The organism is Salarchaeum sp. JOR-1 (assembly GCF_007833275.1).
Taxonomy (GTDB): domain Archaea; phylum Halobacteriota; class Halobacteria; order Halobacteriales; family Halobacteriaceae; genus Salarchaeum.
The window spans coordinates 195,689-219,835 of sequence record NZ_CP042241.1 but is presented as its reverse complement, the minus strand read 5'-3'; the positions used below and the strand labels follow the sequence as shown (position 1 = coordinate 219,835).

Here is a 24,147-nt window from a genome sequence, read left to right as displayed (position 1 = left end):
AATAGGTGGCGCTCGTCCACTAGACCAGACATGGAACCAGACGCGACCCGCGCGGAATCGTTCGCCGCCCGCCTCGCCGACCTCAAGCGAGCGGGCTGTGCGGTTCTCGTCCGCGGTGACACGCGCGGGACGAACGGCGTCTGTGACCGCCTGCTCGGCGACCCGTCGCTCGACCGCCGGAGCGTCGTCGTCTCCACGAGCGACGCCGACCGCGCGCTCACCGTCCGCGACGGCCGCGACCTCTCAAGCGACCAGTTCGGCGTCGTCGACGCGTCCGGCGGCGAGTACACGCGCTCCGCGGTCGCCACGACCGGGTCGACTGCCCCACTTCCCGAACCCACGACCACGGACGCGTGGCGCACCACCGTGGACGACCGCACCGCGTTCCCCGACGTGCTCGCCGCCGTGGACGACCACATCGACCGCCTGTTCCCCCGCGAACCCGGTCCGGGCGAACTCCGCGTCTGCCTGCACACGCTCGACGCGCTCCTCGACGCCGTCGGCGGCGACGAAGCCACGGAGGCGGAGCTGTTCCGGTTCCTCCAACTGCTCGCGGCGCGCGTCCGCGACCGGAACGGCATACTGCACGCGCACGTCGCCGCGGGCATCCCCGAGCGCCACCTCGCAGTCTACGAACCCCTGTTCGACGCGACGATAGACGCCGAATCCCGTCCGAGCGGCGGCGTCCGGCAGAAGTGGCGACTCCACGACTCCGGCCTGGAGTCCGCGTGGCTCACGCTCGACTGACCCAGAGGTCGTCGAACAGCTCGTCCTGTTCCAGGTAGACGCTCCCGCGGTGCGCGAGGAAGAGAAGCGCGAGGAACGTCTCCACCCGCGTGCCGCCCGCGTTCGCGACCTCCTCGTAGAGCACTTCGTTCCGCCCGCGGTCGAACCGCTCGCCGAGCGCGCCCTCCACGTCCTCGATAGTCGCCTCGATGTCCTCCTCGTGAGCGGTGCCGAGCGCGTCCGCCTGTGTGGGCTCGTCGTCCAGCCGCATGTCGTCGCCCGTGTGGTAGTCGAGCGTCTGCGTGCCCCGCTGGAACCCCTGCGGGGAGGAGTCCGTGTCGTACGTTCGGGATTCCTTCCACCACGACCCGCGTTCGGCCTCCCGGAGCGAGCGGACGAGCTCGTCCAGCGTCTCCGGCGTTCCGCGGGCGTCCTTGCGTTCGAGCCGGCGATCCATCTCTGCCTCCAGCGCGTCCACGGGGTCGAACCCGGGCGGGCCGTCGCCGCCCTCGGGCGCGTCCCACGGCGCGGGTTCCGGCTCCTCGGGATCGTCGGGTTCGTCCGGATCCAGGAGCGCGTCCGACTTCATGCGCAAGAGGACGCTCGCGTAGAACAACGCCCGGCCGGACGTGCGGAGGTCGGCCTCGTCCAGCCGGTCGAGGAACGCGTCCGTCACGTCCACGATGTCGATGTCCCACGGCTCTATCTCGCCCTCTCTCGCCAACTGCACGAGCAGTTCGACCGGTTCGACTTCCTCCTCGTCGCCTTCTCCCGCGGGGGCGTCGCCGCCGTCGAAGCGGTCGGTCGCGTCCGATTTTGCGCCCGCGGGCGGCTCTCGATCCTCGTGGCCGGCGATGGCGAGCGCGTCCTCCGGGTTCTCACTCATCAGTCGTCACCGCTCGCTTCCGCGCGCTGGCCGGTGAGGTCGATGCCCGTGACGGCGGAGACGTTGTTCTCCTGCATCGTCACGCCGATGGCGCGCTCGGAGCGTTCGAGCATCGCGGAGCGGTGGCTGACGACGATGAACTGCGCGTCGCCCGCGAGTTCGTCCACCATCTCCCCGACCCGGTCGGCGTTCACGGCGTCGAGGAACGCGTCCACCTCGTCCAGCGCGTAGAACGGCGCGGGGTTGTACCGCTGGATGGCGAAGATGAACGCGAGCGCCGTCAGCGACTTCTCCCCGCCGCTCATCGCGTCGAGGCGCTGCACGGGCTTGTCGCCGGGCTGCGCTTTCATCGTCAACCCGCCCTCGAACGGGTCGTCCTCGTCTTCGAGAACGAGCTCGCCCGAGCCGTCGGAGAGCCGGCTGAAGATGCGCTGGAACTGCTCGTCTATCTCCTCGAACGCGTCCATGAACGCCTCTCGCTTCTGGGACTCGTAGGACTCGATGCGCTCGCGGATGCCGTCGGCCTCCGCGACGAGCGTCTCGCGCTTCTCTCGGAGGTCGTCGAGGTCGGCCTCGACCTCGTCGTACTCCTCGATGGCGAGCATGTTCACCGGCTCCAGCGCCTCCATCTCGGCGTCCAGTTCGCTGATGCGCGCCTCGACCTCGTCCAGGTCGGGCACGTCATCGGGGTCGAACTCGCCGACCGCGGCTTCGAGCTCCTCGATTTCGCGTTCCAGCCGCGCGACCGCGCTCTCCGCGCGCTCCAGTTCGCTCTTCGCGTTGTCGACCTTCGACTGGTACTCGTCGCGGTCGGACTGCGCTTCCTTCAACTCCGCCTGCAGGCCCTCGCGCTCGGACTTGAGGTCGGCGAGTTCGCCCTCTAAGTCCTCGACCGCGGCCTCCTTCTCTCCGAGGAGGTCGCGCTGGTCGTCTATCTTCTCCTCTAACTCGCGGATGCGCTCTTCCTGCTCGGCCTTCTTGTTCTGCGCGGCCTCGATGTCGTCGTGCCGGTCTTCGATTGCCTCCTCCGCGTACTGCTTCTCCAACTGGAGGCTGTTCAGTTCGCCGTCGAGGTCGTCGATTTCGTCCTCCAGCCCGTCGATTTCGTCCTCGATGTCCTCCTTCTCAGCGGTGAGTTCGGGGATGCGGGAGTCCGCGAGCTCGGCTTCGAGCTCGTCGATGTCCGCCTGGATCGCGGCGATTTCATCGTTCGTCTCGTCCAGCTCGCCTTCGAGTTCCTGCATCCGCTCGTCGACCTCCTCGCGCTCGCCCTCGATTTCCGCGAGGCGGTCTTCAAGGCTGTCGATGCGCTCCTCGGTCTCCTCGCGCTCGCCCTCGACGCGCTCGATGTCGGACTCGATGGCGCGCACCTGGTCTTTCGCGTCGGACTGCCGGTCGCGCGCCGCGTCGAGGCGCTCCTCCACGTCGCGCACGTCCTCCCGGATGCTCCGGCGTTCGTCCTCCAGTTTGTTGATGCGGGTGGCGACGCGCTCCAGTTGGCCCGTCCCCGTCTTGGAGAAGGAGTACCGGCTGCCGGACCGACTGCCGCCGGTCATCGCGCCCGACTTCTCCACGAGGTCGCCGTCCAGCGTGACCATCCGATAGTCGCCCATGAACTCGCGGGCGGTCTCCATGTCCTCCACGACGAGCGTGCTCCCGAGGACGTACGAGAAGACGGGCGCGTACTGCTGGTCGAACTTCACGAGGTTGTACGCGAAGTCCACCACGCCAGGGTCGCTCGGTTTTCGGGGGAGTGAGCGGTTCTGCATCTTCGTGATTGGGAGGAAGGTCGCGCGGCCCGCGTTTCGCGACTTCAGGAACTCGATGCACTGCTGGCCGACGCTGTCGTCGTCCACCACGACGTTCGCGAGCCGGCCGCCCGCGGCGGTCTCCGCGGCGGTCGCGTACTCGCCGGGCACGCCGCCCAGCTGGGCGACCGTCCCGTGCACGCCCTCCCGGTCGGCGTTCAGAATCGTGGACACCGCGCGGCCGTACGAGGAGTCCCCGGACTCGTCCGCCTGCGCCTCGAGGCGCGCGTACTCCTCCTGCGCGCCGGAGAGGTCGTCCTCCACGTCCGCGAGGTCGTCCTGGAGTTCCGATTTCTCCTGTTTGAGGTCGGCGACCACGTCCTCGATCTGCGCGGCGTTCTTCTTCGCCTTCTCCAGCTCCGACCGGAGGTCGTCGAGCTTCGCGTCGAACTCCGGCAGCGACTCGCGCGCCTCGTCCAACTCCGCCTCCACCTCGGAGACCTCGCTCGACCGCCGGCGCGCCTCGTCCAGCAGGCGGTCTTTCTCCCGCTGGAGGTCGTTTCGCGCCGCCTTCGCGTCCTCCAACTCCGATTTCTTCGAATCGAGTTCGGCCTTGAGTTCGTCGAACTCCGTGTCTATGGACGCGATTTCGTCCTCGATGGACGCGAGCTCCTCCTGCTTCGCCTGCACGTCCGTCTTCAGCGACGCCTTCTCGACCTTGATGTCGCGAATTTCTTCTTCGAGGTCGTCTATCTGCTCCTGCTTCCGGTCGATTTCGACGAACGCCTGTCGGCGCGTCGACTCCGCTTCCTCGACGCGCTCCTCTGCGGCCTCGATCTGGTCTTCCAGACGGCCGATTTCGCCCTTCACCTCCTCGATCTCGCGTTTGAGTTCGAGCTGCTCGTCCTCGCCTTTCCGCTCGATTTCCGCGTTCAGCTCGTCCAGTTCGTCTTCGAGGCGCTCCACTCGCCCGCGGCGCGTGTCGAGTTCGCCCTGGAGCGTATCGAGGCGCTCCGTCCACGTTTCGACCTCGCCCTCGTACTCCGCGAGCGACTCGCGCTTCTCCGCCAACTCGGCGGCCTGCACGTAGCCCTCGTACTCGGACTTCTCCTCGCGGAGCTCTTGGTATTCGAGCGCCGTCTCGCGCTCCGCAGAGAGCTGTTCGAGGCGGTTCTCCTTCTCCTCGATACGGAGGTCGGCCTCGTCGATTCGCTCCTCGACGACGTCGAGCTCCTCGTACGCGTCCGCCTTCTTCGCGTCGAACTCCGCGACGCCCGCGATCTCGTCGATGATTTCGCGGCGCTCGCCCGCGGTCATGTTGATGATGCCGGTCACGTCGCCCTGCATCACGACGTTGTACCCCTCTGGGGTGACGCCCGCCTGCGCGAGCAAGTCCTGGATGTCGGAGAGGTTCACCGACCGGCCGTTCAGGTAGTAATAGGAGTAGTAGTTGTCTTCAGTGCGCTTCACGCGCCGCCGGACTGAGACGGTGTCCACGTCGCCCACGTCGTCGCTGCCGGCGGCGTTCACGACCTGCGACCGGGAGAGCGTGCGCTCCTCGTTGTTCAGCACGACCTCGACGCTCGCCTCGCGCGGCCCGCCCGCGTCCGCGTCGCCGTCGTGGCTCGGGTTGTAGATGAGGTCGGTGAGTTTCTCCGCGCGCATCCCGCGCGTCCGGGCGAGACCGAGCGCGAACAGCACGGCGTCGATGATGTTCGATTTCCCGCTGCCGTTCGGGCCGCTGATGGTAGTGAAGTCCTCGTAGAACGGGATTCTGGTGGTTCGCCCGAAGCTCTTGAAGTTCTCGAGGACGATTTCGTCGATGTACATCGTGGCCTACGCGACGATGATGTCGTCGCCCAAGCCGGACTCTTCGTCCCCCTCGCCCTCGTCGTCCGCTGCGTCCGCCGCGTCCGCCGCGGCCGCTGCGTCCGCCGCGTCGGCTTCCTCGGCTGCCGCGGCCTCAGCGTCCCGCCGTTCGTTCCGAGCGCGCTCCGCGGGTTCGTTCAGGCCGAGTTCCTCTTCGAGTTCCCGCACGCGCTCGGTCGTGTCCACGAGTTCCTCCGTCAGCCCTCGAACGGTCGCTTCCAGTTCCTTCACGCGGCCTTCGAGTTCTTCGACGCGTTCGTCACTCATACCCCGATGAACCGCATGTGGCTGTATAAAACCGGCGTCAGACACGTATCAATACCTAGCCACGTCAGCGTTCGTCAGTTCTAAGCCGCGCGGCGCAGAATCACACCGTAATGAGTACGCAGGCCGCCGAAACGGATCTCCAGTCGGTCATCGGGCTGGAAGTCCACGTCCAACTCGAAACGGACACCAAGATCTTCTGTTCGTGTTCGACGGACACCGCGGACGCGGAGCCGAACACCCACACGTGTCCCGTCTGTCTCGGCCTCCCGGGCGCGCTCCCCGTCCTCAACGAGGCGGCCGTCGAATCCGCCGTCCGCCTCGGGAAAGCCCTCCACTCGGACATCCCCGAACGCACCCGGTTCCACCGGAAGAACTACTTCTACCCCGACCTCCCGAAGGGCTTCCAGATAACGCAGTACGACGCCCCTATCTGCGACGGCGGCGAACTCGAAATCAGCCACGAGGACAGCCGGCGCACCATCGAACTCGAACGCGCCCACCTCGAAGAAGACCCGGGCAGCCTCCAGCACGTCGGCGGCAGCATCGAAACCGCGGACTACACCAAAGTGGACTACAACCGCGCCGGCACGCCCCTGATGGAGATCGTCACGAAGCCCGACTTCCGCGAACCCGGGGAAGCGCGGGCGTTCCTCGCGAAACTCGAAGAAGTCCTGGAGTACCTCGGCATCTACGACTCCGGCTGGGACGGCAGCCTCCGCGTGGACGCGAACATCTCGATGATGGAGTCCGCCGAGTTCGACGACGAGGGCCGGCCGAGCGAGGAGGCGCTCGCGGCCGCGAACCGCACCGAAGTGAAGAACATCTCCAGCCACCGGGGCGCGGAGTCCGCGCTGTCCTACGAAATCGCCCGCCAGCGCAACCTCCTGAAGCGCGGCCGCGCGGTCGAACAGGAGACTCGCGCGTGGAACGAGTCCTCGGGGTCGACAGTGTCAATGCGCTCGAAGGAAGAAGAAAAAGACTACCGGTACTTCCGGGAGGCCGACATCCCGCCCCTCGAGGTCTCGGACTGGAAGGAGACACTCGACATCCCCGAACTGCCGGACGCGCGCCGCGAGCGCTTCCGGGACGAGTACGGCCTCTCCGAGGAGGCGGCGTCGAAGCTCACGTCCACGAAGCAGGTCGCGGACTTCTTCGAGGACGTGGCGACCGAGTACGACCCCGCGCTCGCCGCGACCTGGGTCGCGGACAACCTCCTCGGCGAACTCAACTACCGCGGCATGGCCATCACGGAAATCGAGGGCCGGTTCGACGAGTTCACGCGCCTCGTCGAACTCGTCGCCGAGGACGAGATCACGGAGAAGAACGCCCGCGAGGTCGTGCTGCGCGAGATGCTGGACGAGGAGAAGTCGCCGGACGCGGTTGTCGAGGAGCACGACCTCGGGAAGACCTCGGGGAGCGAGGTCGAGGCCGCCGTCGAGGCGGCTATCGAGGAGAACCCGGACGCGGTCGAGGACTACGAGGACGGCGACGAGGGCGCGCTCAACTTCCTCGTCGGGCAGGTGATGCAGAAGACGGGCGGGAGCGCCGACCCCGGCCAGGTGAACGAACTGCTGCGCGAACACCTGTAGGGTTCCATGAGCGAGTACGTATTGTGCGAGGAACTTCCGACGCCGGAGCGCTTCTGCGAACTCCGCGAGGCCGCCGGGATGGCTCCGAGAACCGTCGCGGACGCCCGCGACGGCCTGCCGAACAGCCTGTACGGCGTTACGATGATGCACGAACCCAGCGGGGAGACGGTGGGGATGGCGCGAATCGTCGGCGATGGTGCGACTGTCTTTCACGTCTGCGACATGGCCGTCCACCCCGACCACCAGCGTCGCGGCTTGGGTTCGCGATTGATGGACGCGGTCGTCGAGTACGTGGACGAACACGCGTCTGAGACGGCGTCCGTGAACCTCCTCGCGGACGTGGACGGCTTCTACGAACGCTGGGGGTTCGAGCGCACCGCGCCCGAGACGACGGGGATGTATCGACGCGAGTACCCTAGAATCCGCCGCGGGTGACGATTTCGTCGAGGGGCTTCCGACCGTTCGGCTCGTCGCCGTCCTGGATGTCCTCGGGGAGCGTCTCGGTCGGCGCGGGTTCGCCGATTGCGATCATCACCTCGGCGTCGTAGTCGTCGGGCGCGTTCAGTTTCTCCGCGGCGGCATCGTGGTCGAAGCCGCCCATCGGGTGGGCGACGAGGCCGCGGCGGGTCGCTTCGAGCGCGAGGTTCTCCCACGCCGCGCCCGCGTCGAACGAGTGCGAAGCGAGGTCGCGTCCCTTCTCGTCGGTCGTCTCGGAGAACAACACGACGAGCGCGGCCGCGTTTGCCGCCCACTGGCGGTTCCAGTCGTTCGGAAGCGAGACGAACGTCTCCCACTCGTCGTCGCGGCGGTCGGCGTACGCGAACCGCCACGGCTGCGTGTTCCGCGACGACGGCGCCCAGCGCGCCGCCTCGAACACCGGCAGGTAGTCCTCCTCGGGTACTGGCTCACCGGTCATCGCGTACCCCGACCAGCGGTTCACGAACAGCGGATCCACGTCGCGCGTCGGCGTGCGGTTCGCCGCGACCGCCTCGCGGAGCGACCGCTCGGCTTCCACTTCCTGCATTGGCCGGCACTAGGGGATGAGCGGCTATACGGCCTTCGACAGCGGCGGCGCCGACCGACTCAGGGCGCTTCCTCGGGGATTTCGAGGTACACGCCGCCGAGGAAGTAGTCCGCGCCGAGGACGGCGAGCGCGACGCCGGCAGCGGCGAGGAGCGTGGTCTGGAGGGTGAGCGTCACCGTTCCCGAGGGGTCGCCGAACGCGCTCGTCACCAGGCCGAGGCCGACCGCGATGTCTCCCAGTCCGACGAGCTGGTACCACGGGATCTGTTCGCGGATGCGGTTCTCGGTGCCGCCGACGATGAAGAGGACGCCGCCGGCGGCGAGGAAGGCGTACTGGACGCGCGCCAGCCCCGTCGACGAGAGCAGGCCGAGAACGCCGCCCGCGAGGATGAAGCCGCCGAGGAGCGAGAACCACCGAGAAGACACGTGCATACGCGTGAATCGTCGCTCTCGCGGTTAGGTTTTGCGACGAAACCTTTAGGCGGGATTCCGGCCTAGCCGACGACAGTAGTGGAACTCATCATCACCGAGAAGAACAACGCGGCCCGCCGCATCGCCGACATCCTGAGCGACGGCGGCGCGTCGACGGAGCGCGACGCCGGCGTGAACGTCTACAAGTGGGGCGGAAAGCGCTGCGTCGGCCTCTCGGGGCACGTCGTCGGCGTGGACTTCCCCGAGGAGTACTCGGACTGGCGGGACGTGGAACCCGCCGAACTCGTGCACGCGGACGTGACGAAGACCGCGACGAAGGAGGACATCGTGACTGTCCTCCAGCGGCTCGCGGAGCGCGCGGACGACGTGGTTATCGCGACGGACTACGACCGCGAGGGCGAACTCATCGGGAAGGAGGCCTACGAACTCGTCCGCGAGGTGAACGAGGACGCGCCGATCAAGCGCGTTCGCTTTTCGTCCATCACGGAGAACGAGGTGAAGACGGCGTTCGCCGACCCCGCCGACCTCGACTTCGACCTCGCCGCCGCCGGCGAGGCCCGCCAGACGATCGACCTTGTCTGGGGCGCGGCGCTCACGCGCTTCCTCTCGCTCTCCGCCCGCCAGACCGGCGGCGACTTCATCTCGGTTGGGAGGGTGCAGACGCCGACGCTCAAGCTCATCGTGGACAAGGAACGGGAGATAGAGGCGTTCGAGCCGGACGACTACTGGGAGCTGTTCGCCGACCTCGCGAAGGACGACACGGCGTTCGAGGCGCAGTACTTCTACCTCGACGAGGACGGCAACGAGGCCGAGCGCGTCTGGAACGAGAGCGACGCGGAGGACGCGTTCGACGTGCTGCGGGACGCGGCGAGCGCGGTGGTCGAGTCGGTGAACCGGCGGACGCGGACGGACGACCCGCCGGCGCCGTTCAACACGACCCAGTACATCCGCGCGGCGAGCAGTCTCGGGTACGCCGCGGGGCGCGCGATGAGCATCGCGGAAGACCTCTACACCGCGGGCTACATCACGTATCCCCGTACTGATAACACGGTCTATCCGGACGACCTCGACCCCGCGGAACTGCTGGACACGCTCTCCGCGAACCCCCACTTCGGGGACGACGCCGAGGCGCTGCTGGACGCGGACGACATCACGCCGACGGAGGGCGACGAGGAGACGACGGACCACCCGCCTATCCATCCGACCGAGGACGTGCCCGCACGCGGCGACCTCTCGGAGGACGAGTGGGAGGTGTACGAACTCGTCGTCCGGCGGTTCTTCGCGACGGTCGCCGACCCGGCGCGCTGGGAGCACCTGCGCGTCGTCGCGGACTGTGAGAGCGTGAGCCTGAAGGCGAACGGCCGCCGTCTCCTGGAGGAGGGCTACCACGCCGTCTACCCGTACTTCGGCACGGACGAGAACCACGTGCCTGCCGTCGAGGAGGGCGATACGCTCGCGGTGACGGACGCCCGCATCGAGGCGAAGCAGACCCAGCCGCCCAGGCGGTACGGTCAGTCCCGACTCATCGAGACGATGGAGTCTCTGGGGGTCGGGACGAAAAGCACACGCCACAACACCATCGAGAAGCTCTACGATAGGGGGTACATCGAGGACGACCCGCCGAAGCCCACGCGGTTGGCGATGGCGGTCGTCGAGGCGGCCGAGGAGTACGCGGACATGCTCGTCTCCGAGGAGATGACGGCCGAACTCGAAGCCGACATGGCCGCTATCGCGTCCGGCGAGAAGACCTACGACGAGGTCACGCAGGAGTCTCGCGACCTCCTCGACCGCATCTTCGACTCGCTCGGGGAATCCAGAGAGGAGGTCGGCGAACACCTCCGGGAGTCCCTCAAAGCCGACAAGACGCTCGGGCCGTGCCCCGACTGCGGGGAGACGCTCCTCGTTCGGAAGAGCCGGCAGGGCTCGTTCTTCGTCGGTTGTGACGGCTATCCGGACTGCGAGTTCACGCTCCCGCTCCCGGACACGGGCGAACCGGTCGTCCTCGACGCCGAGTGCGACGACCACGGCCTGCACGAGGTGAAGATGCTCGCCGGCCGGAACACGTTCGTTCACGGCTGCCCGCTCTGCCGCGCCGAGGAAGCCGACGACGCCGAGGAACCCGTTCTCGGGCCGTGTCCGGAGTGCGGTACGGAACACGGCGGCGAACTCCGCATCAAGACGCTGCGGAACGGGAACCGGCTGGTGGGGTGTTCGCGGTATCCGGACTGCGAGTACTCGCTCCCGCTGCCGCGGCACGGCGACATCGAGATCACGGACGAGGCGTGCGACGAGCACGGCCTCCCGAAGCTCGTCGTGCACGACGAGGGCGAGGAGCCGTGGGACCTCGGCTGTCCCATCTGTAACTTCGCGGAGTACCAGGAGCGCCAGCAGTCCCGCGGGCTGGAGGCGCTCGACGGCGTGGGCGCGAAGACCGCGGAGAAGCTGGAGGCGGCGGGCGTGTCGTCCGTCGGCGACCTCGCGGACGTGGAACCAGAAGCGCTCGCCGACGAGGTGGACGGCGTGTCGGCCGACCGCGTCCGGGAGTGGCAGGCGAAGGCGGACTAGCGCCGCTTCACGCTCGTGTTCCCGCACGCGGGGCAGTTGACCCGCCGGCGTTTGAACGTCAGGCCGCACACGCCGCACTCGTAGGGCTGTTCGTGCTCGCGCGTCCGGCCGGTCAGTCGTTTGAGCGCGTCACGGAGGACCATCGTGGCTCGAATGATGACACGTCGGCCCGAACAAAGAGTCTTGTTATGGACTAGCATGGGGTGCTATTGTGGGTTACGTACGCCCACAGGACGCGGCCACGAGCGCGGCGGGCGACGTCGCCGACGCTGGTGGTGTTCGCCCGCCTACGTCCCGTCGAACTGCGTGTTCCCGCAGGCCGCGCAGTTCAGCGGTTCGCGCTGATAGCGTGCGCCGCAGACGGGGCATTCGAGGGTGTTCTGCGAACTGACTGCGGCGACACGGTCGACGAGGCGTTGCGTTACTCTCATTACGTGCTAACACATGCCACGAATTGACTTAGCTCTTTGGTGGAATACCGCAAAATACCTACTATTCGTGCTAGTACAGGCGCATATAGGAATACGTACGTCCAAATATGACGCGTTCGAATATATAGGGCGACTATCTCGAACTCGAAGCGGTCGGCCGGGAGAAGCGTTCAAGGACGCGCGCGCCCAAGAACCGATAGATGCGTCTCGACGAGTACATCGATGACCTCTCCCCCGACGAGGACGCGCGCCGCCGCCAGCTCGCGGGCGAGAAGTCCTACGAGATCCTGGACTACGTCGAGGGCGCGAAGGAACGCTTCGAGTCGGTGAAGTCCGGGGACTCGCTGTACGGCGCGACCGCGCCGTCGGTGTTCGTCGGGCGCTCCTCGTATCCGAACGTCTCCGCGGGCATCCTCTCACCCGTGGGCGACGAGGAGGACGCCGAGAACTTCGCGACGAGCGGGAACTGGTACGACCGCGGACTCGGCGTCGAGAACGTCCTCCAGTACCGGACTGGCTTATTGAACTCGCGGCGCTCCGCGGACGTGAACGTCGACGACGTCTGGGACGGCTTCGTCGGCGTGCAGCGCGAGGTCGCGCTCGCCGACCGCTCAGTGAACGTCGAACTCGGTCTCTCCGACACGCCCCAGTTCGACCCGGACGCGTTCGCGAACCCCGCCGCGAACGCCCCAACCGGCCCGAACGCGACCGCCGAATCCGCCGACCTCGCCGAGAACCCCCACGTCCCCCGCGCCGTCGAGAAGACGCTCGAAGACGACGACTGGCAGGCGCAGGGCGCGATGACCTACCTCTACCGCCGTGGCCTCGACGTGTACGACATCAACCGCGTGCTCTCCGTCGGCGGACTGGGGCAGGGCGAGAACCGCCGGCTCGTCCCCACGCGCTGGTCCATCACGGCCGTCGACGACACCGTCGGCCAGTTCCTCCGCGGACAGATTCGGGACGAACGCAGCATCGACGCCGTCGAAGTCCACGTGAACGAGTACATGGGGAACCGGTACTGGGTCGTGCTCGCGCCCGGCACCTGGGAGTTCGAACTGGTCGAGATGAAGTCCCCGGGAAGCATCTGGAACCCCGACCCCCAGGGCGACCTCTGGATGGCGAGCGCCTCGGAGGGCTACGAGGGCCGCACCGGCTACGTCGAGGAGACCGCGGGCGCGTACTACGCCGCCCGCCTCGGCGTCCTCGAACACCTCAGAGACCGGGGCCGGCAGGCGAAAGCACTCGTCCTCCGCGAAGTCAGCGACGACTACTGGGCCCCCGTCGGCGTCTGGCAGGTCCGCGAGAGCGTGCGCAACGCCTTCGACCCCGACACCTCCTACCTCGACCAGCCCGACGACCACGGCGAGGCCGAGACCTTCCACGACGCCGTCCGCGAAATCACGCCCCACCTCCCCGTCAGCCTGAACGCGCTCCGCCGGAAGTCCACGATGATCTCGGGAGTCCAGGCCGACCTCTCCTCGTTCTCGTAGGTTTACAAGCCCTCGCGACGTACTCGCGGGTATGACCGCCCTCCCCGCGTTCGTTGACGGACTGCCCGGTGGCATGGAGCTCGCCATCGCCCTCGTGGTCTTCCTCGTGTTGATGGTGGTGCCGTTCGCCCTCCTCGTCGCCGGTGGCTGGTACCTCCTCACGCGAACCTCGAACGACGACGAGCGCATCGCCGACCTCGAAGCCGAGGTCGCAGAACTCAAACAGCGGCTCGACGAAGAGGACGACCGATGAGCGCCGCAGAACCCTCCTCCAGGTTTGGGTTGAGTCCGCGCGCTCGCGCGGTCATCCTCACGTACGCTCTCGCGGTTCTCGCGTTCGGCGTGGGTATCGTCTTCCTCACCGCTATCGCGCTCACGTACACCGCCACGGTCGGCGAGATATCCGCGGTCGCCTCGCTCGGCATGAGCCTCATCGCGCTCCAGGGGCTCGCGTTCCCCCTCGTCTCGCTGACCTACCTCCACCGCCGCGGCCTCGGCATAGCGTTCCTGAACTACGCCGTACCGTCGCTCCGGGAGGTCGGACAGACCGTTCTGACGTTCATCGGCACCATCGCCCTCGTCATCGTCGCCGGCCTCGCCATCCAGACGCTCGGCCTCGAAGCCGCGTCCAACAGCGCCGCCCAGACTGCGAGCGCGAACCCCGAAATCGTCCCCCTCCTGATTCTCGCGTCCCTCCTCCTCATCGGGCCCGGCGAGGAACTGCTGTTCCGCGGCGTCATCCAGGGCACGCTCCGGAAACACTTCTCCGCGCCCGCCGCCATCCTGCTCGCGAGCGGTGCGTTCGCTCCCCTCCACATCACCGCGCTCGTCGGCGACCTCCAGGCCGGACTCGTCACCATCGCCGTCCTGTTCCTCCCGAGCCTCGCGTTCGGATACGCGTACGAGAAGACCGACAACCTCGTCGTCCCCGCGCTCGCACACGGCCTCTACGACGCGTTCCTGTTCGCCATGCTCTACCTCGCGACGGCGTACGCGCCCGAGGCCCAGAGTCTACTCGGCCTCTAGGTTCGCCATCGCGTCCTCGACGTACTCGCCGGTGTCGGCGACGATGTCGTCCCAGTCCTCGTCGTCGGGCGCGATACCGACCAGCCGGGCGATGCGCATGATGGAGACGTGGTACACCCGCTGGACGCCCGGTTCTTCCTGCCAGACGACGACGTTACACGGGAACAGTCCCCCGATTTTCTTCTCGCTCGCGTCGAGCGCGCGGTCGGCCATCGCGGGGTTGCACGCGCCGAGCACGTAGTAGGGGTCGCGGTCGGCGTCCACCGTCTCGTTCAGCATCTCGGAGGGAGAGAACTCCGCGGGGAACCCGAACCCGGCGTCGCTGAACGCCTCCCGGACGTGCTCGACGGCGTCCGCGTGATCCATGTGGAGGGTCGCGGTTTCCTCGCCGATGTCCGCGGGGTCGACGCGCGACGGGTCGATAGGAAGCGACATACCCCGTGGTTCGGGCGCGAGCGGCAAAAGCGTCTACTCTTCTGTGGTCGGCACGACGCCCGTCCCGACGACGCCCCGAACGGCGGTCTCGAAGTCGTTGCGCGAGGAGAAGTACGTCGAATCGACCTCGTCCAGGACGCCCGCGAGTTCGCGCGGGCCGTCCGGCGTCCGAATCGCGGTTTCACCCTCTCGGCGGGCGATTTCGCTCTTCTCCAACCCCCAGGTGAGCCGCGCGGACACGCGGGCGAGCGGCGCGCCCTCGACGGGTTCGCCCTCGCCGAGTTCGACCGCGGGCCCCTCGTCTTCCTCGTCGTCAGCCATACCCGGTTCTGCGGCGGACGCGTGGGTAGTTCTTTCGGAAGGTGGCGCAGTGCTTTTGGTGTTGCTCGTGCATATCTCACGCATGACGAGTCTCGCGGACGCGTACGAGCGGCAGGCGGGGGACGTGAGCCGCCGTCGCGTGTACGCGGGAACGGCCGTGTTCGCCGTCGGCGCGCTCATGGTCGTGGTTGGCGTCCTCGCGGGCACGACGCCGCTCCTGCTCGGCGAGAACCCGTCGATGGCGGCCGTGGTGGGTGCGCGCGAACTCGCGGGTGTTCTGGTCGGCCTCGGACTGCCCGCGGTGTTCGTCGGCATCGTCACCGTGCTGCCCGCGAACCGGTTCCAGCGCGCGGCAGCAGTCGGGGGTGCGGTGCTCGCCGCGGCCGGCGTGTTCCTCTTCGCGGCGACGTATCCCGAGAACTGGTATTCGAGTCCGGGCGTTCCGAGCACCGCCGTGTTCGTGCTCGTCGTCGTCTACTCCGTGGGCGTGATGACGACGCTCTGGTGTCTGTTCACGGCGGTCGCGACGTTCAAGACGCGGAACGACCCCGGCGGCACGGTGACGATGACGGTCACGCGCGACGGCGAGACGCGGACGGTCGAGGTTCCCGAGAACCAACTCGACTCCGCGCGCGAAGCGCTCTCGGGCGGATCGTTCGGCGGCGTCGGCGTGTTCGGCGACATGGAGACGCCGGCCGACGACCGCCCGACGCAGACCCCGGACGCGTCGCCGTCCGGGTCGGCGAGCGACGGGGGCGCGACCACCGACCTCACGTCGCCGCTCGACGACCCCCAGGACAAGTACTGCGGGAGTTGCGAACACTTCGACTACGTCCGCACCGACGACGGCCTCAAGCCCTACTGCGGCCTCCACGACGACGTCATGGACGACATGGAGGCGTGCGCGGAGTGGACGCCGAACAACTAGAGCCGTTCTTCGACGCGCCGCCAGTGACTGCCCTGCCAGTAGAACTGCCCGCAGTCCGTGCACTTCCAGACCCGCTCGACGCCGTCGGGCGCGTGGTCGGGGCGCTCGGTGGTCGTCGCGAGCTTTCCGTTGCACTGTGAGCACCGCGCGCCGTCGGTGAGCTCGAGTTCCAGACCGGCCTCGCGGAGTTCGTCGAGCTGTTCGTCCGTGTCCACGCTGTCGAGGAGGACGCTCTCGCCGTACGACCCGGCGAAGTCCGTGTCTCGGGTGACGAGCACGCGGTTCTCTCGGCGCGCGGCGTCGGCGATGTCTGGGTCTTCGAGGAGGCCGCGTTCGGGCGCGTACGCGGCGTCGTACCCGCACATCCGGAGGAGGCGCGCGAGGTCGCCGCACATCACGTCCAGCATCAGGCGGGTGTCGTCGGGCGTCATTCGAGGAACTCCAGCACGTCGTCCGTCGTCCACGTGTTCAGCACGTCGTCGGGTTCCGCCCAGCCGCGGCGGGCGGTGTGGACGCCGTACTCGAGCTGGTCGAGCTCGCTCGGGCTGTGCGCGTCCGTGTTCACCACGACCGTCGCACCCGCGTCGATCACGGTTTTGACCGCGCTCCCCCAGAGGTCGAGGCGGTGGTAGTTCGCGTTCACCTCCAGCGCGGTCGCTGTCGCCGCCGCGGCTTCCCCGAGGCGTTCGGGGTCGAACTCCATCGCGGGCCGGTCGTTGATGAGGCGGCCCGATGGGTGGCCGAGCACGTCCACGTGCTCGTGTTCGACGGCCGCGACGAGGCGGTCGGTCTGGTCGCCGCCGCCGTCGCCGAGTCCGGAGTGCGGGCTCGCGACGACGATGTCCAGTTCCGCGAGCACGTCGTCCGGGACGTCCGCGACGTTCCCGTCCGCGTCCACGTTCGCCTCCACGCCGTGCAGGACGGTGAGGTCGTAGTCGTCGCGCACGCCCTCGATTTCGTCCATCTGCTCGCGGAGGTCGCTCCCGGAGAGCCCCGAGTCCCCGAACACGCCCGGGCCCTCGCCGTGATCCGTGATGGCGTAGTAGTCGTAGCCGCGTTCTTCGGCCGCCGCCAGCATCTCGGCGATGGCGTTCGCGCCGTCCGACCACTCGGTGTGGGTGTGCAGGTCGCCGCGAACGTCGCCCTCCGCCACGAGGGCTGGGAGGGCGTCGTCAGCCGCGGCCGCGACTTCGCCCCGGCCCTCGCGGAGTTCGGGCGGAATCCACGCGCAGCCGAGCGCGTCGTACACGTCCTCTTCAGTCTCGCTCGCGAGCAGGTCGCCGACGCGCTGGCCGGCGTCCGGGTCGTCCACGTCCGAGATGTCGAACACGCCGTACTCGTTCACCTTCTTCTCCTGGCCGATGGCGTGGTTGCGGAGCGTGATGTTGTGGTCTTTCGACCCCGTGAAGTACTGGAGCGCCGCGCCGAACTCGCTCGGCGTCACGACCCGGAGGTCGACGCGCAGGCCGTCGCTTCGCACGCTGGTCTTCGTCGGCCCGACCTCGATGGTCTCGTCCGCGCGCTCCCACTCGGTGAGCGCCTCACCCACGTCCTCGCCGGCGTCGCTCGCCGCGAGCACGTCGATGTCCCCGATGGTTTCGCGCCACCGCCGCGTCGACCCCGCGACCTCCGCGCGCTCCACGTCCGAGCGGCCTTCGAGGAACGAGACGATGTCGTCCGCGACGGGCCGGCCGTCCCCGAGGAGGTCGCGCTCGCCCGCCTGCCGCGCGAACGCGATGTGCTCGCGGATGTTCTCCTCCGTCTTCGCGCCGAACCCCTCGACCTCCCGAATCTCGCCGTTCTCCGCCGCCCGCTGGAGGTCGTCTAAGTCCCGGATTCCCAGCGCGTCGTAGAGCTTCCCGACGGTCTTCGGGCCGACGCCCTCCACGCGCGTGAGCGCCGCCATGTCCACGGGGAGTTCCTCCCGCTCTTCTTCGAGTTCCTCGATGCTCCCGGTCTCGACGTACTCCACGATCTTCGACGCGATGGCCTCGCCGACGCCGTCTATCTCCTCGACGGCGTCCCGGCCGTCCGCGACGAGGTCTTCGATGGCGTCCGGGTGGTCGCGGACGTTCGAGGCGGCGCGCCGGTACGTCGTCGGCTTGTACCCCACGTCCTGGGCCTCCAGGAGGTCCGCGTACTCCTCCAGGCGTTGTGCGACCTCGGCGTTCCGGCTCATCGACGAATCCCCCGGTCGTCGTCCCAGCCCAGCGCCTCGGAGAGGAAGGAGTACCAGCGCTTCGTGTCCATGCGCTCCTGCACCTCCATCTCCTGCTCGACGCTCCGCGACCCGAGCGACTCCAGCGCGTTCAGCGCCCTGTCGAGTCCCACGATGGCGTTCGCCAACTCCTCGCCCTCCGCGAAGGAGATGTCGCCCTCCTCCAGGCGTTCGAGGCGTTCGAGGCGCTCCCGGCGCAGGAGTTTCTTCGCCTCCTGCACGCGCTCGCGCTCCCCCGCCTCCGCGTCCTTCACTTCGAACACGAACGACCGCAGCTCGAAGGGTTCGCCCTGCACCTCGATCGCGTCGGGAATGGACGCCCCGACGGTCGCGCCCTCCCGCTCCACGCGTTCGAGGAGTTGCTTGCGCTCGTACGGCTTCATACCCCCGCGTACGGACGCGCTCCGGAAAGCGCTTCGGCCCGCGGGAGTCGAGAGCGCCGAGGGCGTTCGGGTCTCGTCGTCGCGGTTCGACTGCTCGTATTCGCAGACCGCTCGTGCTAGCCGCGGAACGCTTAACGGCCCGCCGTTCGAATCCCGGGTAATGGCTCGGTGTGACCGGTGCGGAGAGGAAGAGGGGATGCCGTACCAGTGTCGGCTCTGCGGCGGCACGTTCTGCTCGGAGCACCGGCTCCCGGAGAACCACGACTGTCCCGGACTGGAGGGCTGGAACGACCCGAACGGGGTGTTCGATTCGGGGTTCGACGACAGCGTGAGTTCGTCGTCATCGAAGTCGTCCGTGCTCGGTCTGGATACGGGGCCGGGCGGCGTGCTGGCGTACTTCCGGGGGAACGCGACGTACATCCTGCTTGGCCTGATGTGGTTGATGTTCCTCGTGCAGTACGCGGTCGCGCCGTACGTCCTCGGTATCGAGCAGGGGACACGGGCGTGGCTGGACTTGTTCACGCTGAACACGTCGCATCCGCTGTACGTCTGGACGTGGGTGACGTCGGTGTTCGCGCACGGCGGCCTGACGCACATCGTCTTCAACAGCATCGTCCTGTACTTCTTCGGCCCCGTGGTGGAGCGCCGTATCGGCTCGAAGAAGTTCGTGGCGCTGTTCCTCGTTTCGGGCGCGCTCGCGGGTCTCGCACAGGTCGGGGCGGCCCTCGCGGTGTCGGCTCCCGCCGCCGTTCTCGGCGCGAGCGGCGCTATCGCCGCGCTGATGGGCGTGCTCACGGTCTTGAATCCGAACCTCCGAATCCTGCTCTACTTCGTGATTCCGATGCCGCTCTGGGTCGCGACCCTGCTGTTCGCGGGGTACTCGGTGCTGATGAGTGGTGTGGGCGGTATCGGCGCGGGCGGCGTCGCGCAGCTCGCGCACCTCGCGGGACTCGCGCTCGGACTGCTCTACGGCGTGAAGCTCAAACGCGATGGGGAGCGCGCGCCGCAGGAACTCCGGTTCGGCGGCGGGGGCGGCGGTGGGCTGGGCGGTCGACGGCGGCGATAACATGGAGGTCGTCAGCCCGGAGTACGTCCCCGACCCGTCGTTCTCGCGCGAGGAGATGGAGGCCCTGCAGGACGACATCGCGGCGGACGCGGCGTTCGCGGACGACCACGGCATCGACCCCGACGCGCTCCGCCTCACCGACACCGTCGAGGACGAGGGCGACGACGACCCGGACGGCGGGCCGGTCGTCGTGGGCGTAGACCAGGCGTTCACCGACGACGAGTCCGTGAGCGCCGTCGTCGCCATTCAGGACGGCCGCGTGGTGGCGCGCGAGACGGGGCGCGCGCCGCTCGACCTCCCCTACATCCCGGGATTGCTCGCGTTCCGCGAGGGCCGCTCCATCCTGAACGCACTGACGTCGCTCGACGTGCCCGCGGATTTGCTCGTCCTGGACGGGAGCGGCCGCATCCACTTCCGGCAGGCCGGTATCGCCACGCACGTCGGCGTCGTCTTCGACGCGCCCGCGGTCGGCGTCGCGAAGAACCTCCTCTGCGGCACCCCTCGTCGCTCACTGGACAACTACTACCAGGAAGGCACGCGCATTCCCATCGAGGCGACCGACCGCGTGAGCGCGCCCGACGGAACCGTCATCGGGCACGCCTACCAGTCCCGGCAGTACCCGAACCCCGAGAAACGGCACGTCAACCCACTCATCGTCAGCCCCGGCCATCGCGTGAGCGCGGAGACGACCGTGGACTTCGTCGAAGCGCTCTGCGCGGGCTACAAGCTCCCGGAGCCGACGCGGCTCGCGGACGCCGACGCCGACCGGGTGAAATGACTTAACTCGGAGCCGTCCCAGGAGTCGGGTATGACGAAGGTCGTTCTCATCACGGGCGCGTCCTCGGGGATCGGGCGCGCGACCGCCGAGTTGTTCCTCGACGAGGAGTGGACGGTGTACGCGACGGCGCGCGACACCGACGACGTGGCCGACCTCGCGGAGCGCGACGGCTGTGAGGCCCGCGAGCTGGACGTGACGAAGCCCGCGCAGTGCAAGAACGCCGTGGACGACGTGGTCGAAACCGAGGGGCGACTCGACTGTCTCGTGAACAACGCCGGATTCGGGCAGATGGGCGCGCTCGAAGACCTCTCGACGCGGAAGCTCCACCGGCAGTTCGACGTGAACGTCTACGGCCCCCACCGGCTGGTTCGGGCGGCGCTCCCGCACATGCGCGAGCGCGAGGACGGCACCATCGTGAACGTCTCCTCGGTCTCGGGCCGCGTCAGCACGCCCGGAATGGGAGCGTACTCGGGCTCTAAGTTCGCGCTGGAGGCGATGAGCGACGCGCTCCGCGGGGAGGTCGAGGCGTTCGACATCGACGTCTGCGTCGTGGAACCCGGGCCCGTGGACACCGGGTTCGGCGAGCGCGCGACCGCGGAACTCCACGACGTCGACGCGACGGGCGTCTACGACCACGTGTACTCGCTGTACGAGGACTACGTGCTCGTCAGCGGCGCGGGCGCGAGCGACCCGAGCGAGGTCGCGGACTGCATCGTGGACGCCGCCGTCAGCCCGGATCCGCCCGCGCGCTACCCCGTCGGGCGCGCCGGCCGCCTCGGCGTCCTCGCGCGCTTCCTTCCCGACCGCCTCCGCGACAAGGCGTTCGCGGTCGTGTCGAAGTTCGCGTAACGTGCTCCGGAACCGGGACGCGCTCGCCGCGACGCCCGCGCACGCGCTCGCCGTCGACTGCCTCGACGCCGGTATCGAGGCCGCGCGGCCGGAGCGCGTCGTCCGCGACCAGATTCGCCTGAGCGACGACGCGCTCGTCGTCGACGGCGCCCGATACGACCTCACCGGGTACGACTCCGTTCTGGTGTTCGGCGGCGGGAACGCCGCCGGTGGCATCGCGAGCGCGCTCGAAGCCGTCCTCGGGGACCGCCTCGACGGCGGCCTCGTCGTCACGGACGCCCCCGCGGCCACCGAACGCGTCGCCGTCCGCGCTGGCGACCACCCGCTCCCCACCGAGCGGAACGCGGCGGCGACCCGCGACCTCCTCGGTCGCGCTCGCGACGCCGCCGACCGCACGCTCGTTCTCGCGGTCGTCACGGGCGGCGCGAGCGCGCTGCTCGCCGCGCCAGCGCCCGGCGTCTCGCTCGACTCCCTCCGGACCACCACCGACCGCCTCCTCCGGAGCGGCGCGCCGATTCACGACGTGAACGCGGTGCGCAAGCACCTCTCCGCGGTGAAGGGCGGGCGGTTGGCCGCTGCGCTCGCGCCCGCCACCGTGGTGACGCTCGCGGTCAGCGACGTCGTCGGGAACGACCTCGACGCGATCGGGAGCGGGCCGACCGTTCCCGACACGTCCACGCTCGCGGACGCTCGCCGCGTCCTCGCCGAGCACGATATCGACGCGCCCGTCGAGGTCCGCGAATCCCTCACCGCGGCCGCGGCGGAGACCCCGGGCGGACCGTTCGAGCACGTGTCGACGCACGTGCTCGCCGACGGGTGGACGGCGCTCGACGCGGCCCGGGCGGTCGCTGCGGACGCCGGCTACGAGACGCACGTCCACTCGGCGACCGTCACGGGGTCGGCCCGGGCGGCCGCGCGCGACCACGTCGCGCTCGCTGACCGCGTCCGCGAGACGGGGACACCGGTCTCGCCGCCCGCAGTCGTTCTGTCCGCGGGCGAGTGCACGGTCGCCGTCGACGACTCCGGCGGCCGCGGCGGCCCGAACCAGGAGTTCGCGCTCGCCGCCGCGCTCGACGGAGCGCCGGGCGTGCTCGGCGCGGTCGACACGGACGGGATTGACGGCAACACGGACGCGGCGGGCGCGCTCGTCGACGCGGACACCGTAGACGACCCCGACGCGGCGGGCGCGGCGCTCGACGCCCACGACGCCCACTCGTTCCTCGCCGACCGGGACGCCCTCGTGCGGACGGGCGCGACGGGTACGAACGTGAACGACCTCCGCGTGCTCGTCCTCTAGAGGCAGGACGCGACGACGCGCAGCATCCGCTCTCCCCGCACCTCCTCCGCGAACAGCGGCACGCGCTTCACGTCCGTCCCCCGGAAGAGGTCTTGGGCCTCCGCGAGCGCGTCCTGCTGGACGCTCCACCGGCGCTGACAGAACTCACACGAGTCGAGGTCGGGCGTGACGAACGCGTCCTCGGGCGCGTCCGTCACCGCCGCGAGCGGCTCCATCACGCGGTTCACCACCACGGTTCCGACCGGAATCTCCTGGGATTCGAGCTGGCTGCGGAGGCGCTTCGACTCGAACACGCTCATCTCCTCGGGCACCATGACGATACGGAAGTCGGTGCGTGCGGGGTCGCGGAGCACCCGCCGGAGGCGCTCGACGCGCGCCGCGAGCTCGTCTAGGTCCGCGCCCACGTCCTCCGCGTCGCCGCCCATCATCCCCTTCAGGTTCTCCATCATCCCCGAGAACTGCTGGCGGAGCTTCATCACGCGCCCCATCATCGAGTCGAGGACGTCCGGGAGTTCGAGCAGGCGGAGCGTGTGCCCCGTCGGCGCGGTGTCCACGACCACGCGCTCGAACCGGTCGTCGTCCATGTACCGGAGGAGCAACTGCATCGCCGCCGCCTCGTCCGCGCCCGGCATCATTCCCTCCAAGCCGTCCTCGCCGTCGCCGCCGGGGAGCATCGCGTCCATCCCGCCGAGCGGGTTCTCGCCCCCGCCACCGAACACGCCCGCGCGCTCCAGGGCGTCCTCAGGGTCGATTTCCACGGCGTACAGCGGCACGTCCTCTCGAATCCGCTGCGGGCGCGTCGGAATCTCCGTCTCGTAGGTGTCGCTGAGGCTGTGCGCGGGGTCCGTGGACACCACGAGGGTGTCCGTGCCGTCGCTGGCCGACGCCAGTCCCGTCGCGGCGGCCATCGTCGTCTTCCCGACGCCGCCCTTTCCGCCGTACAGCACGTACTCGGCCGTCCCGGCGTCGACGGTGAGGTCGGCCGAATCCACCGCCTCGACTTCGATCTCGCTCATACCCGGGGCGTCGCGCCGGGTTCCGGTCAATCCGTCGGTTCCGCGCGACCGGCGAGGACACCCCTTAGTCGCGCCGTGCGGGAGTGTCCGTATGGCCTCGTTCGCAGTCGAGCGTCCGTGGGCGTACGGCGGGCTCTGCGTCCTCCTCTGGGTCGCGCTCTCGGTCGGTATCGAGACGGTGCTGTTCGAGGGTGCTGTCGTCGGCGCGGCGCTCACCGGCGCGGTCGGCGGCCTCGCCTTCGCAGTAGTCACCGTCGCAGTCCGACGCGCCCGCGGGCAGTAACTCCGATAACTGCACGTTTTGCGAGAACCCGAACGCCGTACTCACCGGGCCGCGAATCCCGGAGTATGACGCACGTGCTCGGTATCGTCGGGAGCGTGTCGGAGGAGTCGAAGACGAAGGCGGCGGTCGAACGCGCGCTCGACGGCGCGCCCGCGGACGCGGAGACGAGCCTGCTCCACCTCGCGGAGTACGACCTCGACACGGCGGACGGCCGCGGCCTCGAAAACTACACGGGCGACACGGCGGACGCCCTCCGGCGGGTCGTGGAGGCGGACGCGTACGTCGTCGGCACGCCCGTCTATCGCGGGTCGTGTTCGGGCCTCCTGAAGAACTTCCTCGACATGGTGCCGCGCGGCATCTGGGCGGCGGACGTGGCTCCCTTCGAGGACGCCGCGGTCGGACTGGTGGCGACGGGCGCGACCGACCACCACTACCTCGCCATCGACCAGGAACTCCGGCCGCTGTTCGGGTTCTTCGGCGCGCACACGGTCGGCGGCGCGGAACGCGGACGTCCTGTT

The 24,147-nt window shown here is 68.8% G+C and carries 26 protein-coding genes and 1 pseudogene; 14 read left to right on the top strand and 13 right to left on the bottom strand.

Annotation, left to right across the window (positions count from 1 at the left end; translation table 11 throughout):
• Nucleotides 1-30 precede the first annotated feature (30 nt).
• The gene (locus FQU85_RS02030; RefSeq protein WP_145843885.1) at nt 31-747 is read left to right on the top strand and encodes a hypothetical protein; all 717 of its coding nucleotides are present in this window, start codon (nt 31-33) and stop codon (nt 745-747) included.
• On the opposite strand, the gene FQU85_RS02025 is transcribed toward FQU85_RS02030, so the two are convergent.
• The 3 genes from FQU85_RS02025 to FQU85_RS02015 are packed head-to-tail and all read right to left on the bottom strand — an operon-like array spanning nt 734 to nt 5,496.
• Nucleotides 734-1,612: a ScpA family protein gene (locus FQU85_RS02025; RefSeq protein WP_145843884.1), complete on the bottom strand. Its 879-nt coding sequence runs from the start codon at nt 1,610-1,612 to the stop codon at nt 734-736. The genes FQU85_RS02030 and FQU85_RS02025 overlap by 14 nt on opposite strands.
• Nucleotides 1,612-5,190, bottom strand: a complete 3,579-nt coding sequence (gene smc / locus FQU85_RS02020) for a chromosome segregation protein SMC (RefSeq protein ID WP_145843883.1) — start codon at nt 5,188-5,190, stop codon at nt 1,612-1,614. Before smc ends, FQU85_RS02025 begins: the two co-directional genes overlap by 1 nt.
• Nucleotides 5,191-5,196: 6 nt before the next feature.
• Nucleotides 5,197-5,496: a hypothetical protein gene (locus FQU85_RS02015; RefSeq protein WP_145843882.1), complete on the bottom strand. Its 300-nt coding sequence runs from the start codon at nt 5,494-5,496 to the stop codon at nt 5,197-5,199.
• 110 nt (nt 5,497-5,606) lie between these two features.
• Here FQU85_RS02015 and gatB point away from each other — a divergent pair, with 110 nt between their 5' ends.
• Nucleotides 5,607-7,085 carry an Asp-tRNA(Asn)/Glu-tRNA(Gln) amidotransferase subunit GatB gene (gatB, locus tag FQU85_RS02010; RefSeq protein WP_145843881.1) on the top strand — a complete coding sequence of 493 codons (1,479 nt, stop codon included), beginning with the start codon at nt 5,607-5,609 and terminating at the stop codon, nt 7,083-7,085.
• 6 nt (nt 7,086-7,091) lie between these two features.
• On the top strand, nt 7,092-7,520 hold the full coding sequence (locus tag FQU85_RS02005; protein ID WP_145843880.1) for a GNAT family N-acetyltransferase: 429 nt from the start codon (nt 7,092-7,094) through the stop codon (nt 7,518-7,520).
• Here FQU85_RS02005 and FQU85_RS02000 read toward each other — a convergent pair.
• Entirely contained in the window at nt 7,501-8,109 is a 609-nt protein-coding gene (locus tag FQU85_RS02000) for a nitroreductase family protein (protein WP_145843879.1), read from the bottom strand. The two genes, FQU85_RS02005 and FQU85_RS02000, sit on opposite strands and share 20 nt — an antisense overlap.
• A 59-nt stretch (nt 8,110-8,168) precedes the next feature.
• The gene (locus tag FQU85_RS01995; RefSeq protein WP_145843878.1) at nt 8,169-8,540 is read right to left on the bottom strand and encodes a hypothetical protein; all 372 of its coding nucleotides are present in this window, start codon (nt 8,538-8,540) and stop codon (nt 8,169-8,171) included.
• Nucleotides 8,541-8,618: 78 nt separating this feature from the next.
• Between FQU85_RS01995 and FQU85_RS01990 the strand changes: the two genes are divergently transcribed.
• Nucleotides 8,619-11,105, top strand: a complete 2,487-nt coding sequence (locus tag FQU85_RS01990) for a DNA topoisomerase I (RefSeq protein ID WP_145843877.1) — start codon at nt 8,619-8,621, stop codon at nt 11,103-11,105.
• On the opposite strand, the gene FQU85_RS13220 is transcribed toward FQU85_RS01990, so the two are convergent.
• Entirely contained in the window at nt 11,102-11,248 is a 147-nt protein-coding gene (locus FQU85_RS13220; RefSeq protein ID WP_168219920.1) for a hypothetical protein, read from the bottom strand. The genes FQU85_RS01990 and FQU85_RS13220 overlap by 4 nt on opposite strands.
• Nucleotides 11,249-11,392: 144 nt before the next feature.
• Nucleotides 11,393-11,536, bottom strand: a complete 144-nt coding sequence (locus FQU85_RS13215; RefSeq protein WP_168219919.1) for a hypothetical protein — start codon at nt 11,534-11,536, stop codon at nt 11,393-11,395.
• 200 nt (nt 11,537-11,736) lie between these two features.
• Here FQU85_RS13215 and nreA point away from each other — a divergent pair, with 200 nt between their 5' ends.
• From nreA to FQU85_RS01975, 3 genes are read left to right on the top strand one after another with little or no spacing between them, the layout of a single operon-like run.
• The gene (nreA, locus tag FQU85_RS01985) at nt 11,737-13,029 is read left to right on the top strand and encodes a DNA repair protein NreA (RefSeq protein ID WP_145843876.1); all 1,293 of its coding nucleotides are present in this window, start codon (nt 11,737-11,739) and stop codon (nt 13,027-13,029) included.
• Nucleotides 13,030-13,060: 31 nt separating this feature from the next.
• Entirely contained in the window at nt 13,061-13,282 is a 222-nt protein-coding gene (locus FQU85_RS01980) for a preprotein translocase subunit TatA (protein ID WP_145843875.1), read from the top strand.
• Nucleotides 13,279-14,055 (top strand): CPBP family intramembrane glutamic endopeptidase, encoded by a 777-nt coding sequence (locus FQU85_RS01975; RefSeq protein ID WP_145843874.1) that lies wholly within the window; start codon nt 13,279-13,281, stop codon nt 14,053-14,055. The genes FQU85_RS01980 and FQU85_RS01975 overlap by 4 nt, the downstream gene beginning before the upstream one ends.
• Here FQU85_RS01975 and FQU85_RS01970 read toward each other — a convergent pair.
• Nucleotides 14,041-14,490, bottom strand: coding sequence for a DUF302 domain-containing protein (locus FQU85_RS01970; protein ID WP_145843873.1), 450 nt, complete (start codon nt 14,488-14,490; stop codon nt 14,041-14,043). The genes FQU85_RS01975 and FQU85_RS01970 overlap by 15 nt on opposite strands.
• A 33-nt stretch (nt 14,491-14,523) precedes the next feature.
• On the bottom strand, nt 14,524-14,811 hold the full coding sequence (locus tag FQU85_RS01965) for a DUF5789 family protein (protein WP_145843872.1): 288 nt from the start codon (nt 14,809-14,811) through the stop codon (nt 14,524-14,526).
• An 82-nt stretch (nt 14,812-14,893) separates the two neighbouring features.
• On the opposite strand from FQU85_RS01965, the gene FQU85_RS01960 reads away from it, so the two are divergent.
• Entirely contained in the window at nt 14,894-15,739 is an 846-nt protein-coding gene (locus FQU85_RS01960; protein WP_145843871.1) for a hypothetical protein, read from the top strand.
• On the opposite strand, the gene FQU85_RS01955 is transcribed toward FQU85_RS01960, so the two are convergent.
• From FQU85_RS01955 to FQU85_RS01945, 3 genes are read right to left on the bottom strand one after another with little or no spacing between them, the layout of a single operon-like run.
• The gene (locus FQU85_RS01955; protein WP_145843870.1) at nt 15,736-16,170 is read right to left on the bottom strand and encodes a DUF5615 family PIN-like protein; all 435 of its coding nucleotides are present in this window, start codon (nt 16,168-16,170) and stop codon (nt 15,736-15,738) included. The genes FQU85_RS01960 and FQU85_RS01955 overlap by 4 nt on opposite strands.
• Nucleotides 16,167-17,918, bottom strand: coding sequence for a DNA polymerase/3'-5' exonuclease PolX (gene polX, locus FQU85_RS01950; RefSeq protein WP_145843869.1), 1,752 nt, complete (start codon nt 17,916-17,918; stop codon nt 16,167-16,169). Before polX ends, FQU85_RS01955 begins: the two co-directional genes overlap by 4 nt.
• The gene (locus tag FQU85_RS01945) at nt 17,915-18,340 is read right to left on the bottom strand and encodes a DUF5788 family protein (RefSeq protein ID WP_145843868.1); all 426 of its coding nucleotides are present in this window, start codon (nt 18,338-18,340) and stop codon (nt 17,915-17,917) included. The genes polX and FQU85_RS01945 overlap by 4 nt, the downstream gene beginning before the upstream one ends.
• Before the next feature lie 160 nt (nt 18,341-18,500).
• Between FQU85_RS01945 and FQU85_RS01940 the strand changes: the two genes are divergently transcribed.
• The 4 genes from FQU85_RS01940 to FQU85_RS01925 are packed head-to-tail and all read left to right on the top strand — an operon-like array spanning nt 18,501 to nt 22,330.
• Nucleotides 18,501-19,406, top strand: coding sequence for a rhomboid family intramembrane serine protease (locus FQU85_RS01940; RefSeq protein WP_145843867.1), 906 nt, complete (start codon nt 18,501-18,503; stop codon nt 19,404-19,406).
• Nucleotide 19,407: 1 nt separating this feature from the next.
• Nucleotides 19,408-20,184 carry an endonuclease V gene (locus FQU85_RS01935; RefSeq protein ID WP_145843866.1) on the top strand — a complete coding sequence of 259 codons (777 nt, stop codon included), beginning with the start codon at nt 19,408-19,410 and terminating at the stop codon, nt 20,182-20,184.
• A gap of 30 nt (nt 20,185-20,214) precedes the next feature.
• Complete coding sequence (locus FQU85_RS01930; protein ID WP_145843865.1) at nt 20,215-21,033, top strand: SDR family oxidoreductase; 819 nt, start codon at nt 20,215-20,217, stop codon at nt 21,031-21,033.
• Between the two features lies 1 nt (nt 21,034).
• Nucleotides 21,035-22,330: a glycerate kinase gene (locus FQU85_RS01925; protein ID WP_145843864.1), complete on the top strand. Its 1,296-nt coding sequence runs from the start codon at nt 21,035-21,037 to the stop codon at nt 22,328-22,330.
• Here FQU85_RS01925 and FQU85_RS01920 read toward each other — a convergent pair.
• On the bottom strand, nt 22,327-23,346 hold the full coding sequence (locus tag FQU85_RS01920) for a TRC40/GET3/ArsA family transport-energizing ATPase (RefSeq protein WP_145843863.1): 1,020 nt from the start codon (nt 23,344-23,346) through the stop codon (nt 22,327-22,329). The genes FQU85_RS01925 and FQU85_RS01920 overlap by 4 nt on opposite strands.
• Nucleotides 23,347-23,437: 91 nt before the next feature.
• Here FQU85_RS01920 and FQU85_RS01915 point away from each other — a divergent pair, with 91 nt between their 5' ends.
• Together FQU85_RS01915 and FQU85_RS13760 are read left to right on the top strand one after the other, a co-directional pair.
• Complete coding sequence (locus FQU85_RS01915) at nt 23,438-23,629, top strand: hypothetical protein (protein ID WP_145843862.1); 192 nt, start codon at nt 23,438-23,440, stop codon at nt 23,627-23,629.
• Between the two features lie 65 nt (nt 23,630-23,694).
• Nucleotides 23,695-24,069: pseudogene (locus FQU85_RS13760) on the top strand (NADPH-dependent FMN reductase); the annotation flags it as partial.
• Nucleotides 24,070-24,147 lie beyond the last annotated feature (78 nt).